At 74.6% G+C, this 13,786-nt stretch carries 14 protein-coding genes; 9 read left to right on the forward strand and 5 right to left on the reverse strand.

All coding sequences use genetic code 11. From position 1 onward, the window contains the following. Positions 1–160 precede the first annotated feature (160 nt). Positions 161–982, reverse strand: coding sequence for a hypothetical protein (locus tag ABT095_RS21025; protein ID WP_350530974.1), 822 nt, complete (start codon positions 980–982; stop codon positions 161–163). Between the two features lie 223 nt (positions 983–1,205). Here ABT095_RS21025 and ABT095_RS21030 point away from each other — a divergent pair, with 223 nt between their 5' ends. The 5 genes from ABT095_RS21030 to ABT095_RS21050 all read left to right on the forward strand — a co-directional run bounded on the left by ABT095_RS21030 (position 1,206) and on the right by ABT095_RS21050 (position 5,464). Beyond that, positions 1,206–1,634 carry a pyridoxamine 5'-phosphate oxidase family protein gene (locus ABT095_RS21030; protein ID WP_350530975.1) on the forward strand — a complete coding sequence of 143 codons (429 nt, stop codon included), beginning with the start codon at positions 1,206–1,208 and terminating at the stop codon, positions 1,632–1,634. Positions 1,635–1,687: 53 nt separating this feature from the next. Then, positions 1,688–2,173, forward strand: coding sequence for a MaoC family dehydratase (locus ABT095_RS21035; protein WP_350530976.1), 486 nt, complete (start codon positions 1,688–1,690; stop codon positions 2,171–2,173). Between the two features lie 243 nt (positions 2,174–2,416). Continuing rightward, positions 2,417–3,595: an MBL fold metallo-hydrolase gene (locus tag ABT095_RS21040; RefSeq protein WP_350531057.1), complete on the forward strand. Its 1,179-nt coding sequence runs from the start codon at positions 2,417–2,419 to the stop codon at positions 3,593–3,595. A gap of 124 nt (positions 3,596–3,719) precedes the next feature. Continuing rightward, positions 3,720–4,622: an acyl-CoA thioesterase gene (locus tag ABT095_RS21045; RefSeq protein WP_350530977.1), complete on the forward strand. Its 903-nt coding sequence runs from the start codon at positions 3,720–3,722 to the stop codon at positions 4,620–4,622. A gap of 32 nt (positions 4,623–4,654) precedes the next feature. After that, entirely contained in the window at positions 4,655–5,464 is an 810-nt protein-coding gene (locus tag ABT095_RS21050; protein ID WP_350530978.1) for a phospholipid scramblase-related protein, read from the forward strand. 19 nt (positions 5,465–5,483) lie between these two features. On the opposite strand, the gene ABT095_RS21055 is transcribed toward ABT095_RS21050, so the two are convergent. Together ABT095_RS21055 and ABT095_RS21060 are read right to left on the reverse strand one after the other, a co-directional pair. After that, on the reverse strand, positions 5,484–6,101 hold the full coding sequence (locus ABT095_RS21055; RefSeq protein WP_350530979.1) for a TetR family transcriptional regulator: 618 nt from the start codon (positions 6,099–6,101) through the stop codon (positions 5,484–5,486). Positions 6,102–6,168: 67 nt separating this feature from the next. Then, entirely contained in the window at positions 6,169–7,461 is a 1,293-nt protein-coding gene (locus tag ABT095_RS21060) for a sulfite oxidase (RefSeq protein ID WP_350531058.1), read from the reverse strand. A gap of 181 nt (positions 7,462–7,642) precedes the next feature. Between ABT095_RS21060 and ABT095_RS21065 the strand changes: the two genes are divergently transcribed. From ABT095_RS21065 to ABT095_RS21075, 3 genes are all read left to right on the forward strand, one after another. Further along, positions 7,643–8,431 carry an alpha/beta fold hydrolase gene (locus ABT095_RS21065; protein ID WP_350530980.1) on the forward strand — a complete coding sequence of 263 codons (789 nt, stop codon included), beginning with the start codon at positions 7,643–7,645 and terminating at the stop codon, positions 8,429–8,431. A gap of 80 nt (positions 8,432–8,511) precedes the next feature. Further along, complete coding sequence (locus ABT095_RS21070; protein WP_502884944.1) at positions 8,512–10,164, forward strand: BCCT family transporter; 1,653 nt, start codon at positions 8,512–8,514, stop codon at positions 10,162–10,164. Between the two features lie 347 nt (positions 10,165–10,511). Beyond that, the gene (locus tag ABT095_RS21075) at positions 10,512–10,694 is read left to right on the forward strand and encodes a hypothetical protein (RefSeq protein ID WP_350530981.1); all 183 of its coding nucleotides are present in this window, start codon (positions 10,512–10,514) and stop codon (positions 10,692–10,694) included. Between the two features lie 22 nt (positions 10,695–10,716). Here ABT095_RS21075 and ABT095_RS21080 read toward each other — a convergent pair whose 3' ends face one another. Then, entirely contained in the window at positions 10,717–12,093 is a 1,377-nt protein-coding gene (locus ABT095_RS21080) for a DUF2398 family protein (RefSeq protein ID WP_350530982.1), read from the reverse strand. A gap of 246 nt (positions 12,094–12,339) precedes the next feature. On the opposite strand from ABT095_RS21080, the gene ABT095_RS21085 reads away from it, so the two are divergent. Continuing rightward, the gene (locus ABT095_RS21085) at positions 12,340–13,041 is read left to right on the forward strand and encodes a lysoplasmalogenase (protein ID WP_350530983.1); all 702 of its coding nucleotides are present in this window, start codon (positions 12,340–12,342) and stop codon (positions 13,039–13,041) included. Between the two features lie 43 nt (positions 13,042–13,084). On the opposite strand, the gene ABT095_RS21090 is transcribed toward ABT095_RS21085, so the two are convergent. After that, a complete protein-coding gene (locus tag ABT095_RS21090; protein WP_350530984.1) occupies positions 13,085–13,762 on the reverse strand; it encodes a hypothetical protein in 678 nt (225 codons plus the stop codon). Positions 13,763–13,786: the final 24 nt, after the last annotated feature.

A 13,786-nucleotide genomic window follows, 5' to 3' on the forward strand; every position in this document is an offset into this window, starting at 1 on the left:
AACGCGCCGTGAGCCGTGGCCGTACCGTCAGAGAAACCGCCGGAGGAATCCGCCCGGAATCCGCCGCCCCGCCGAAACCACGCCCTGCTCGCCTGGCCGGCCGGGGCGGCGATTCTTCGCCAACCCAGCACGCCCCGGCAACACCTCGAGCCCCCTGACCTTACGCGGACGGCGGATCGGTTGGGGCACTTTCGCGCCACAGAACTGCCAAGAGCTCCTCCGAAAGCGACAATCCGGCCAATGCACCGCGCACCGAGGCCCGATTGCGCATCAGAAGGCGCCCGTTCTCACCAGGTGTCAGCAACCAGGCTCCGTCGGCGCCCTCGCCGAGTGCGGCCGAGACGGCCCCCTGGAGCTCGCCCGGGCCCACTGCGGCGGGCGCGCCGGGCACGCCGTGCTCGAGCACCTGGGCCAGCGCCTGGCTGAAAGAGCCCGCTCCGCCCGGCAGTACGGCGTCCCGGCCGCGCCGACCGGCGCTGTAGCGGCCGAGCCGGCCCCAGAGCGGCACCCGGGAGTGGGCGAGCAGTTCGCCCGCGCCGTCCTCGCCGGTGCGCTCCAGGGCGGACCAGGTGTCCCGGTCGGCCACGGTGTCGAGCAGCAGGAGGGTCTCCTCCTGGCCGCCGTGCACCATCGTGCTGACCACCCAGTCCCAGGCCAGGCCGCGCCGGTAGGCGTTGTCGGGGGTGGAGCCGGCGGTGACCAGGGCCAGGCGTCTGCCGCGCGGGTCGGCGGTGAGCTGGCCGAGCAGGCAGACCACCAGCCAGCGGGCCGGCCGCTGGGCGGCGGCGCGCAGCGCGGTGAGCATGGCGTTGGCGTCCGCGTCGGGCGGCACCAGGGTGACGCGGCAGCCCGCGTCGAAGGTCCGGCCCGGGAGGGTGTCGGCGAACAGCCGCGCGCCCGCCGCCGCCAGGGCCGAGCCGGCGTACCCCCGCTCCGGCCCGCCGTCCGCCCCGATCACCACCAGCTCGATGCCGCCGCTCATCCGCACCCGCCCCTCCCACCCCACCGACCGCCCGGAGCGCTCTGCCCCGTACGGCGGACAACGTATCGCTGCCGGGCGCCGCTGATTCCCGGCTGCGGGCAACTCCACCCGTCCGGCGGGCGCGCCGAGCGCACGGCGGGGGACCAACGGCCCGGCGCGACCGGCCTGTGATGGGGACCATGGGCCCTGTTGGCGCCCGGCGGGGCGGGGCACCATCGATCACATGGACCGTGACGACCGTGTGGACACCCTGAGCGAGGCGCAGTGCCTGAGCCTGCTCCGGACGGTGCCGGTGGGGCGTGTGGTGTACACCGAGCACGCGCTGCCCGCCGTGCTGCCGGTCGCCTTCGCGGTGGGGGCGGACGGGCGGCTGGTCCTCGCCCTGCGCGAGGGCAGCACCGTCACCAGGGCGCTGGACGGCACGGTGGCCGCCTTCCAGGCCGACCAGCTCGATCCGGCCACCCGGACCGGCTGGAGCGTGCTGGTGCACGGCCAGGCCGAGGTGGTGCGCGACCCCGCCCTGTACGAGCACCTGCTGCGGACCGGCCCCAGCCCCTGGGTGGACGGCCGGCCGCCGCTCTTCGTCCTGCTCACCCCCGAGCTGCTCAGCGGCCGCCGCCTCCTCCCGGCCGGCCGGGCGGTGACCCGCTAGATCGGGATGCCCCCTGCACAGGTACTCCCCGGTAGGCATACGCTGCTGAGCCGATGACCCGGAGCACCCCCACAGGAGCACGCGTGACGACCTTCGCCTCCCTCGCCGAGCTGACCGCCGCCGTCGGCACCGAGCTGGGCACCAGCCAGTGGCACACCGTCGACCAGCACCGGGTCGACCTCTTCGCCGAGGCCACCGGCGACCACCAGTGGATCCACGTCGACCCGGAGCGGGCGAAGGAGAGCCAGTTCGGCGGCACCATCGCGCACGGCTACCTGACACTGTCGCTGATCCCGGTGCTGGCCAAGGAGTGCTACGCGGTGGAGGGCGTGCGGATGGCGCTCAACTACGGCTCGGAGAAGGTCCGCTTCCCCGCCCCCGTCCCGGTCGGCACCGCCGTCCGGGCCACCGCCGAGCTGCTCTCGGCGAGCGAAGTTCCCGGTGGGGTGCAGGCTCTGGTCCGGTACACGATCACCAGCGAGGGCGGTGCCAAGCCGCACTGCGTGGCCGAGACGATCACCCGTTTCTACGCGGCCTGATCACCCCGCCGCGGCCCCGGCCCACCCGACCGGCCCACTGATCGGCGCGACCCGCCGGTATTCACCGCGTCCGGGCCGGGCCAGGCCGGTAATGTCCCGTTGAGATGGTTGTCGTACGGCAGTGCGGGCACCCGCGCACTGCCGTACGCGTCGATGCGGACAGTCCCTGGAGGTTCCGTGCCCAGTCCTCGCCCCTGGAGCTCGTCGACCACCTCACCGACTCCCCCGGGCGCGGCCCTCGACCTGCCGCGCACCCCCTGGCACCGGGCCGCCTGGCACCGCGTGCGCACCGAGGCCTTCGGCGCCGAGCCCAAGGGCGAGCGCCTGGCCCGCATCCTCTCCTCCCCGCACTTCGCCGACGGCGGCTTCCAGAACCCGGTGCCGACCAGGCGGCTGGTCTACCAGCGCACCCCGCTGGAGATCACCCGCGCCCAGCTCACCTCCAACCGCACCCGCCGCCTGCCCGCCGCCGCCGTGCCGCTGCACCGGCCCAGCCCCCTCGACCTGGCCCAGCCGCCCGCCTCCGGCCTGCGGCTCACCTGGCTCGGGCACGCCACCGTGCTGGCCGAGCTGGACGGGCGCCGGGTGCTCTTCGACCCGGTCTGGAGCGAGCGCTGCTCGCCGTTCGGGTGGACGGGGCCCAAGCGGCTGCACCCGGTGCCGCTCGGCCTGGCCGAGCTCGGGCCGGTGGACGTGGTGGTGATCTCGCACGACCACTACGACCACCTCGACATGCCGACCATCCGCGCCCTGGACGCGCCGGGCACGGTCTTCGCCGTCCCGCTCGGGGTCGGCGCGCACCTGGAGCACTGGGGCGTGGCCCCGGCCCGGATCGTCGAGCTGGACTGGTGGGAGTCGGAGCAGGTCGCGGGGCTGACCCTGACCGCGACCCCGGCCCGGCACTACTGCAGCCGCGGGCCGCGTACCAGCCCGCACCTGCTCTGGGCCTCCTGGGTGGTGGCCGGGCCCGAGCACCGGGTCTACCACAGCGGGGACACCGGCTACTTCCCCGGCTTCGCCGAGATCGGCCGCCGGCTCGGGCCCTTCGACGCGACGATGATGCAGGTCGGCGCGTACAGCGAGTTCTGGCCCGAGGTGCACATGACGCCCGAGGAGGGCGTCCGCGCCCATCTCGACCTCGACGGGCGGGTCATGCTGCCGGTGCACTGGGCCACCTTCAACCTCGCCCCGCACCCCTGGGAGGAGCCGGCCGAGCGCTCGCTGGCCGCCGCCCAGGCGCTGGCCGCCGAGCTGGCCGTGCCCCGCCCCGGCCTGCCCTTCGAGCCCGCCCACCCGCCCGCGCTCCAGCTCTGGTGGCGCGCCGTGGCCGCCACGCCCCGGGGCGCCGACCTGCTGGTCCCCGAGCTGCCCGCCAAGCCCGCCGCCCCGCACCGCGCCGAGGACGACGGCGTCCCGGTGTGACCGCCGGATCCGTAGCTTCACCCGCAGCTGCATTCGCACCTGCATTCGCAACTGGAACGCGTTCCAGTTAACGAGCGTTACCCCCTCGTGCCGCCGAGCTGACAGCGTCTGCCACTATGGGCTGGTGACAGACGCCATCAGCCAGGACACCGCCACCCCGGACCCCGACGGGGCCTTCGCCGCGCTGCTGCGGATCGAGCAGCTGGACGAGAACCTGTTCCGTGGCCGCTGTCACGCCGGGGCCCCGATGCGGGCCTTCGGCGGCCAGGTCGCCGCCCAGGCGCTCACCGCCGCCGGGCGCACCGTCGGCGCCGAGCGGCACGTGCACTCGCTGCACAGCTACTTCGTCCGGCCCGGCAACCCGGAGCGGCCCATCGAGTACGAGGTGGACCGCGTCCGCGACGGCCGCTCCTACGCCACCCGCCGGGTGACGGCGGTCCAGCGCGGCGAGGTGATCTTCACCCTCTCCGCCTCCTTCAAGGTCGCCGAGGAGACTCCCGAGCGCCAGCGCACCATGCCCCCCGTGCCGGAGCCGGACGAGCTGCCCGACCCGCTGCCGGCCTGGGCCGAGGCGGACCCGGAGGGGTACGCCAAGTACGCCCTCTTCCGCAACATGGAGATGCGCTTCATCCCGCCGGACACCCCCGGTCTCCCGGCCGAGATCCCGGGCGTGCCGCAGCAGTTCGTCTGGCTCCGGACCGGCAGCCCGCTCCCGCCGGAGGACGGCCTGATCCAGGTCTGCGCACTCACCTACCTCTCCGACCTCACCCTGGCCGCCACCACCGCGCTGCACCGCCAGCCGCACCCCGTCCAGCGCCGCGAGACTCCCACCGTCCTGCTCGCCTCGCTCGACCACGCGATGTGGTTCCACCGCCCCTTCCGGGCCGACGACTGGCTGCTCTTCGCCCAGCGCAGCCCCTCGGCCTCCGACGGCCGTGGCCTGGCGCTCGGTGAGTTCTACAACCTCGACGGCGAGTTGGTCGCCTCCGCCGTCCAGGAGGCGCTGCTGCGGGAGAGACGGCCGTAGGCCCGCGAACGGCCCGGGGTAGGCTCGGCACCGTGACGCAGACGGCAGCACCAGGCTGGTACCAGGACCCCTTCAACGGCCCCGATCTCCGCTGGTGGGACGGCACGGCCTGGACGGAGCAGGCCCAGCGCCACCCGGCCGCACCGCCGCTCCCCCACCAGTCGCAGGCGGCTCACCAACCGCAGGCCCCGCACCAGCCTCAGGCGCCCCGGCAGTTCCAGCAGCCGCCGCTCGGCCCCGAGGCGCTGCTCGGCGCCCCGGCCCTGGCGGTGGACCAGAACTTCAAGTGGGTGGACATCACCACCACCTACGACATCCTGGACGCCACCACCGGCGCCCCGGTCGGCTCGGTCGCCGAGACCGGCCAGAACGGCGCCCGCAAGGCGCTGCGGTTCATGAGCACCATGGACAAGTACCTCTCCCGGCAGTTCGAGATCCGGGACGCCGCCGGGGTGCCCTTCCTGGTGCTCGGCCGGGGCACCAAGGTGGTCAAGGCCAAGGTGACGGTGGCCAGGCCGGACGGCACGCCGGTCGGCGAGATCGTCCAGCAGCAGGTGGTCGGGCACATCAGCTTCGACCTGGTGGCGGGCGGCCAGGTGGTCGGCCGTCTGCGGGCGGACGGCTGGTACGCGTTCACCTTCACGATCTCCGACCACAACGGCATCGAGGTCGGCCGGATCGCCCGGGACGGCCTGGGCCTGACGCTCAGTGCGCTCGGCGGCGGCGACCACTACTACGTGCAGTTCCTCTTCCCGCTGCCCGAGCCGCTGCGCTCGCTCGCCGTCGCGGCGGCCCTGACCGCCAACACCCTGCTGAACCCGGACGCCCACGGCAACCAGTAGCACGGCGGCCAGGAGGCGGTCACCGGGAGTCGTACGGCGCGAGCACCAGCCGCACCACGTCCTCCAGGCGACGCCGCGCGTCGTCCAGCGTGGTGCGGCCGGTGACCCAGGCCGTCAGCTCGCCCTGCCAGGCGTGGCCGACGATCTGCCGCACCAGCTCACCGCCGGCCGGGGGCAGGCGGCCCATCACGGTGCCGAGCGCGGCGTCGTCGGCCCGGGCCATGGTCTGCAGCGCCTCGCTGGCGAACGGATCGGTGGAGGCCGAGACTGCCACCCGCAGCCGGGCGAACTGCGGCTGCCGCTGGTAGGCCCGCATCCCGCGCCGGACGAACCGCACGGCCCGGTCGGTCTCGCTCAGCTCCGCCCTCGGGTGCCGCAGATCGGCCGTCAGGTCGGTGAGCAGCAGCCGGTGCCAGTCGGCGATCGCCGCCGCGAGCAGGTGGTCCTTGGAGGAGAAGTAGCGGTAGGCCGTTCCGAGTGCGACGCCGGAGCGTTCGCAGACCTGTTTCATCTGGAGTCTCTCGACCCCGGTCTCGGTCACCAACGCCAGTGCGGCGGCGATCAGGGCCCTTCGGCGTTCGAGCTGACGGGGCGACATCGCCTCGACCGGCCGTGGTGACAGGTCAACCTTGGTCACCTGTCAATGATACGGGCCGGGTACCCCGCTGCGAACCCGTGTGCACGCGGGGTGACCGGCGCCCGCCTCAGACCACCGTGACCGGGTGCGCCACCACCGCGCCGAACAGGTAGCCCTCGCGGTTGAAGACGGCGGTGACGGGCTGGGTGTTGCCCTGACGGTCCGTCGCCCGCGCCCGCAGCTCGTACGGACCGGCCGTCTCGGGGCGCCAGTCGAAGCTCCACCTGGTCCAGGTGCCGGCCCTGGGGGTGTCCCGCAGGTGGGCGCGGAGCCAGTGCGTCCCGCCGTCGGTGGAGATCTCCACCTCGCGGACCGCGGCGGAGCCGGACCAGGAGCGCCCGTGCAGCCGGTGCTGCCGGCCGCGCGCCAGCTCGGCGCCGGCCGCGAGCTCGAAGGCGCTCTTCACCACCTGCTCGGCCAGCGGCGCCGAGCCGCCGGCCGGGTAGTCGGGGCCGAAGAGGCGGTAGAAGTCGGTGTTCCACGGCGAGTAGAGCGGCTGTGCGGAGACCTCGAGGCTGCCGACCCACTTGATCGAGGCGACCCCGACCCAGCCGGGCACCACCAGGCGCACCGGCGCGCCGTGGTCGGGGGTCAGCGGCTCGCCGTTCATCTCGTACGCGAGCAGCGCGTCGTCCAGCGCCTTGGCGATCGGCAGCGGGCGCCGGACGTGGCCGAGCACGGTGCCGTCGGCCGCCACGTACTCCGGGTCGAGCCCGGTGGGCATCACGTCCACGGCGTCCCAGCCGAGGCCGGCCCGGCGCAGCAGCTCGGCCAGCCGTACGCCGCGCCAGCGGGCCGAGCCGACGCCGCCGAGGGTCCAGGGGGTGCCGGGCACGCTCTGGTGCTGCTGGCTGGTGTAGAAGCTGCGGCCGTTGCCGGCGCACTCGACGATCGCGGTGGTGCTGGTGCTCGGCAGGCGCCGCAGCTGGTCGAGGTCGAAGGAGACCTCACCGCCGCGCAGTCCGGTGCCGAAGAGCCGCAGCCGCCAGCCGGCTCCGTCGACCAGCGGCGTGCTGGTGTGGTTGCGGACGAAGAACCGCTCGACCGGGACGTGGAACTCCTCGCGGGGGAGAGCGTCCCAGCGCATCTCGGCGTTGGTGCCGCGCGGCACGAACCACTCGGGCGGCAGCGGCTTGACGATGCCCGGCACCGGACTGCCGGCCGCCGCGAAGGCCCTGCCGGAGCCGACCACGGCGGGCGCGGCGAGCACGCCCGCGGCGGCCATCATCCGCAGCAGCGTCCGCCGCTCGACCCCCTCCGCCCTGGCCTCCCCGGCCAGCCACTGCCGACGCCGACGACGGTCGTACTCGAACTCGTTCACCACGGAGCTCCGTTCGGTGCGAGGGCGCAGCCCGAGCAGGCTGACATGGACAGGATCGTAGGGGTACCCCCTATCTTCCGTCCGGCAAACGGCGAGCCTTGACACGGAGTCGCCACCGTGCCGTCATGATCGTCGGATCATCTCGCCCGTCATCCCCCAGTCATCTCCCCAGTCGCCCCCAGCCGTCTCCCAGCCGTCTCCCAGCCGCGAAGGATCACCCATGCCCGAGACCCTCGCCCAGCCCCGGCCGCTCGCCCGGATCGTCCGCGGCACCGGCCCCGGCCTCGTCCTCGCGCACGGCGGGGGCGGTGGCGCCGAGCTCAACTGGGGCACCTTCATCCTGCCGCTGGCCGAGCGGCACACCGTGATCGCCCCGGACTTCCCCGGCTCGGGCCGCACCCCGGCCGAGCCCGGCGAGCTCCGGCTGGACGACCTGGCGGACCGGCTGGTGGCCGCCGCCGTCGAGGAGGGGCAGACCCGCTTCGACCTGGTCGGCTTCTCGCTCGGCGCCGCCGTCGCCGTCCGGGCCGCGCGCCGCCACCCCGGCCTGGTCCGCTCGCTGACCCTGGTGGCCGGGCTCGCCCACACCACCCCGCACCTGCGACTGCTGACCGACTGCCTGCTGACGGCCCAGCGGCTCGACCCGCTGCTGCAGGCCAAGCTGACCCTCCCGCTGCTGCTCAGCCCCGACTGGCTCAACACCCAGGCCGACGCCGACCTGGTGGCACTGGCCAAGCTGATGCTCGTCACCACCCCGCCCGGATTCCGCCAGCAGTTCGAGCTCGCCGCCGAGGTGGACGTCCGGCCGGATCTGCCCCACCTGACCATGCCCACCCTGGTGGTCAGCCCCACCGCCGACGCCCTGGTCGCCCCCGCCCAGCACCGGCTGCTCGCCGCCACCGTCCCCGGCGCCGAGCTGCTCGAACTGCCCTCGGGCCACCTGGTCCTGACCGAGCGCCGGGCCGAACTGCTGACCGCCCTGCGCGCCTTCCTCGCCCGGCAGAACTGACTGCGCATAGTACGACATACAGGACATCCCCTCTATGTCGTCAGCGCCCGTCCGGCGGGCCGTCAGAGTCTGGAGCCCCGTTGAGCAGCCAGCCCGCCGCCCCGGCCGCAGCGCCGCCGGAAGACCCGCACGCGACCCTGCCCACCGACCGGGTGGTCTTCGGGGTCAGCGCCGTGCTGGTGCTCGGGGTGGTCGCCTGGGGCGTCTTCGCCAAGGAGTCGCTGGGGCGCACCTCCGGCAACGCGCTCGGCTGGGTGCTGCACAACTTCGGCTGGCTCTTCGTGGTCGCCGCCGACGTCTTCCTGGTGCTCACCGTGCTCCTCGCCCTCAGCCGCTTCGGCCGGATCCGGCTCGGCCGGGACGACGAGGAGCCGGAATTCTCCACCCTGGCCTGGATCGCCATGATGTTCAGCGCTGGCATGGGCATCGGCCTGATGTTCTACGGCGTCGGCGAGCCGCTCCAGCTGTACGCCGCCCCGCAGCCCGGCTCCGGGCTCGACCCGCAGACGGCGGCCGCCGCCCAGCAGGCGCTGGAGTTCTCGCTCTTCCACTGGACGCTGCACCCCTGGGCGATCTACGCCGTGGGCGGCCTGGCCCTCGCGTACACCACCTTCCGCAAGGGCCGGGGCAACCGGATCAGCGCCGCGTTCGTACCGCTGATCGGCGAGCGCGGGGCCAACGGCCGGCCCGGCAAGGCGATCGACCTGCTGGCCGTCTTCGCCACCGTCTTCGGCTCGGCCACCAGCCTGGGCCTGGGCGCGCTACAGGTGGCGGACGGGCTCGGCTTCATCACCTCGATCCGCTCGACCCAGAACGTCCAGCTGGTCATCATCGGCTCGCTGACCGCCGCCTTCGTGCTCTCGGCCTTCTCCGGGGTGCACAAGGGCGTCAAGTGGCTCTCCACCGCCAACGTGGTGCTGGCCTGCGTGATCATGCTCTTCGTCTTCGTCTTCGGCCCCTCGGTCTACGTGCTTGACGCCATCCCCTCCACCGTCGGCGGCTACCTGACGGACCTGACCACCATGGCCAGCCAGACCGGGGCCTTCACGGACGAGAAGTGGCTCGGCTCCTGGACGATCTTCTACTGGGCCTGGTGGCTCTCCTGGGCACCCTTCGTCGGCACCTTCATCGCCCGGATCTCGCGCGGCCGCACCGTCCGGCAGTTCCTGCTCGGCGTGCTGCTGGTGCCCAGCGGGGCCACGGTGATCTGGTTCTGCGTCATGGGCGGCACCGCGATCCGGCTGGACGCCACCGGCTCCGCCGACCTGGTCGGCACCATCCCGCAGGGGGCCGAGGCCTCGCTCTTCTCGATGCTCAGGTCACTGCCGCTGGGCGGAGTCACCAGCGTGGTCGCGGTGCTCCTGGTGATGACCTTCTTCATCACCAGCGCCGACTCCGCCTCGCTGGTGCTCGGCTCACTCTCCAGCGGCGGCTCGCTGCACCCGCGCACCTGGCTGGTGGTGGTCTGGGGCGTGCTGATGGGCGGGGTGGCGGCCGCGCTGCTGCTGGCCGGCGGGCTGACGGCGCTGCAGAACGCCACCATCCTGGTCGCGCTGCCCTTCGTCGTGGTGATGCTGCTGCTCTGCCTCGCCCTGGTGCGCGAACTGCGCACCGACCCGGCGGCCGGGCCCTCCCGCCTGCACGCGGCGCACGGGCTGCGGGACGCCGTCCGGGCGGCCGTCGGCGAGGCGATGGCCGACCAGCGACGCGGTCGGACTCCTCCGTCCGAGTGATTCCGCCGGGCCGGCCCGAGCGGCAACTCCCGTGCCAGCGCTGACCGAGCGGGCCTCGCAGCCATGACTACGGACAGCAATTTCGCATTACAGAAAGTCAGACAGGTGGCATGCTGACGGACGGCCCCCACCCAGCGGTACGGCATGCCCCAGCAGCTCCTGGCGGCCCGCCCACCCCGGCTGCTGCGGCCCGACCTGACACACTCCGCCCGGGCCGGCCGCCCACGCCGCCCGGTCAACCCCGTCACCACCCCTACGACCTGCACCGATGTCCCGACGCCCAGCCCCCGCCGAGACTTCACCCACGCGTAGTCATCGTTTAACGCCCCCCTGGAATGCTCTCTGACATGAACGCCCGACTCGACGCGGCCCCACCGGCCGCACCCCCGGAGCGCTTTCCGCTCCCCCAGCGCCACCGCCGCGTGCTCGCCTGCGCCGCGGTCGCCGCCTCCATCGCGCTCGGCTCCCTCGGCGTCGCCGCCACCGTGGAGACGGTCGGCAACGCCAACTCCGTCGTGGCCAGCAGATGACCCCGCGCTGCTGAGGCCGGGCTCAGCCGATCGGCACTTCCCGCCGCGAGTGGCGCCCGGGCCCCGGGCCGGAGTCGACCTCCAGCGGCGAGGCGTACCGGGCCGCCGGGGCGCGCAGCACCCAGGCCCGGCCGGCCGGGGCGATCAGATCCATCCGCCGGAGCAGCTCCAGCGCGTCCCGCCGGAACCCGGCCAGGTCCGCCAGGTAGTCCCGGCTCCAGCCGGCGCCGTACTCGTCCGTGACATCGCCCAGCGCCCCGTCTATCAGCGCATCGGGGATCAGCACGGCGGGCGGCGCCGCCTCCTCGGGCAGCGGCCGCAGCTCCTCCACCAGCCGCTCGACCAGCAGCAGCGCGGCCTGCGCCAGTGTCCCGCCCTCGGCGGGGGCGGCCAGGTCCGTCAGCTCGCCGGCCGGGTCGAGCAGGGCCAGCCCCTCGGCCCGGATCTCCGCCTCCAGGCCGAGGAAGTCGGCGAACAGCGCCGCCTCCCCCGCCTCCCGGCCGAGCAGCCAGGACCGCTCGGGGGCGGTCAGTTCGTCCTGCAGCACCACCGGCGTCTCCGCCAGCCGCCGCCGCACCGCCAGCGCGGGCGTCTGGGCCACCGGCGCGCCCAGCGGCCCGAGCGCCCGGGCCAGCTCGGGGTCGGCGCCCTGCTCCGTCAGCACCCGCCACTCGGCCAGCTGCTGACGCACCAGCGGCTGCTCGACCTCCGCCGCCCCGCCCGCCGCGAACTCCGCGAGCGCCCGCACCAGCGCCGCGTACTCCGCCGGGCCGAATCCGGGCAGCCCCCGGCCCGGCAGCCCCGCCTTGTGCAGCCGGGCGAAGCTGTCACCGACCGTCAGCGGGTAGCCGAGCACCGCCAAAAAACGCTCCGCCAGCCAGTCGGCGTGACGGCGGATCAGCTGCAGGCCCGCGCCGTGCGGCCCGGCCGCCGTCACCAGCGGATGCGCCACCAGCAGCCGGGCGGCGGTGCGGCGTTCGACCGCCACCGCGTGCGGGGTCGAGGCGGGGGCCTGTTCGGGCTTGCGGTGGCGGCCACGGCCGCCCGTCGGCGCGGCGAGCACCAGCTCGGCCCCGGCGGCCCGCCCGGCCCGCCGCGCGCCGCGCCCGGCGCGGCGCGGCCCGGGCACCCGTACCGTCGGCCCGTGCCACCAACTCACCCCGGCCGCCTCGGCCCCGGCCGTACCGCCCAGGTGCCGCGCGCCGTACAGCCCGAAGGCCGCGGCGAAGAGCTCGTCCGCCGTCGCGGCGTCAGCAGCCGCCAGCCGCTCGGCCAGCCGGCCGCAAGCGCGTACGTCGGCCCGCACGGCGGCGGAGAGCTGCCCCGCCCCCGCCCCGCGCCCGCCTGCCGCGCTCCCCAGCCCCACCCCGGGGACGGTCGCGTACTCGTGCTGCTCCATGTCGTCCACCAGAATAGGCGCTGCCCCCGCCCGCCCGTGGCACCTCCCCACCCGGCTCCGCCGCCGCCGACCCCCTGACCACCCCCCGGCTACGCGCGGGTAACAACCCCTTCCCCCGGCCCGGGACCGTCCCCTAGGGTCACCGTCATGCCGAACCCGCCCCACCTGGGGCGACAAGCTGCGCCACCTCACCGAGGGCCCGGGCCGGCAGCCCGGCCCCGCCGACCGCCCGGAGGGCACCCCCGCATGACCATCACCCGACGCCTGCGCAGCGCCAGCGGCCTGCTCTCCGGCTACGCCGCCGCCTCGGCCGCCCACCTCGGCGCGATCGTCACGGGGGTGAACACGCTGCGGCACGCCACCAAGCCCGCCCTGATGCCGCTGCTCGCCGCGCACAGCCTGGCCGGCACCGAGGAGGCCCCCAAGCTGCTCGCCCCGGCCCTACTGCTCAGTGCCGGCGGGGACGTCGCCCTGCAGTTCGACGACGATGCGGCCTTCCTGGCCGGCATGGGCTCCTTCGCGGCCGCCCACGTCTGCTACGTGACGATGTTCGCCCAGCGTGGCGCGCTCACCGACCGCCGGCGCAGCGCCGTGATCGCCGCCGCCTACGCCGCTGCCTGGGCCGTGCTGATCACCGAGCTCTGGCCGGACCTCGGCGACCTCAAGCTGCCGGTCGCGCTCTACAGCCTGCTGCTCGCCTCCACCGCCGTCACCTCGGCCGGGATCAACTGGCGGACGGGCCTGGGCGGCGGGCTCTTCCTGCTCTCGGACACCCTGATCGCCACCCGGCTGGCCAAGTGGAAGGCCCTGCCGGGCCACGAGTTCTGGATCATGGCCACCTACATCGTCGGCCAGTACCTGCTGGCCACCGGCACCCTCAAGCACCAGGCCGAGCGCGCCGAGCCCCACGCACGGCTCAGCGCCCCGGCCGTCGCCACGGGGCGCTGAGGCGGTGCGGCACTGAGGTGCCGCGGTACGGGAGCGGCGGGGCTCAGGTCTGAGCCCCGCCGCTCTCGTTGCCGCCGCGCCGCCGCAGCAGCCAGACCCCGCCGGCCCCGGCGGCGACCAGTGCCCCGCCCGCGGCCAGCCGGCCGTCGGAGGCGCCGACCGAGCCGCCCAGGCCGGTGTGCACGGCGCCGTGCGGGCTCTTCTCGCCCTCCCAGCTCCCGCTGGACGAGCCGGAGCCGGCTCCCGAGCCCGGGCTTTCGGCGGGGCTCCAGGGGGTGCTGGAGCCGCCGCCGGCCTTCCCGCTCTCACCCAGCGCCACCGCGACCGCCCCGGTGAAGGCGTCGCCGTTCGGGCAGCTGCCGTCGATGCCCCAGCTGGAGCCCTTGCCCGACTTGTCCGGCCCCAAGGCAACGAACTCCTCCTTGGAGGCCAGCCTCGCGGTGCCGCTGTACTTGCCGTCCGCACCACCGGAGAGGGTGGCCGAGCCGGTGGAGAAGGCCTGCGAGTTGACGGTGACGGTCCGCACCGTGCTGGTCTCGCAGGTCACGCTCACCGTCACGCTCTGCCCCGGCACGGCCTCGGACGGGCTGACCCAGGCCGGTTCCCGCCCCTTCGCCGGGGTGTTCGTGCTCGCCGCGCCGTTGGCGAAGCCGAGCAACGGGGCTCCGACCAGAGTCCCTGCGCCGACGAGGCCGGCGATGGCCATCCGCGTGAGGCCCATGGCCCACCTCCAGATTGGCGGGCG

Origin of the sequence: Kitasatospora sp. NPDC002227 (genome assembly GCF_040296285.1) — a bacterium.
Taxonomy (GTDB): Bacteria; Actinomycetota; Actinomycetes; order Streptomycetales; family Streptomycetaceae; genus Kitasatospora.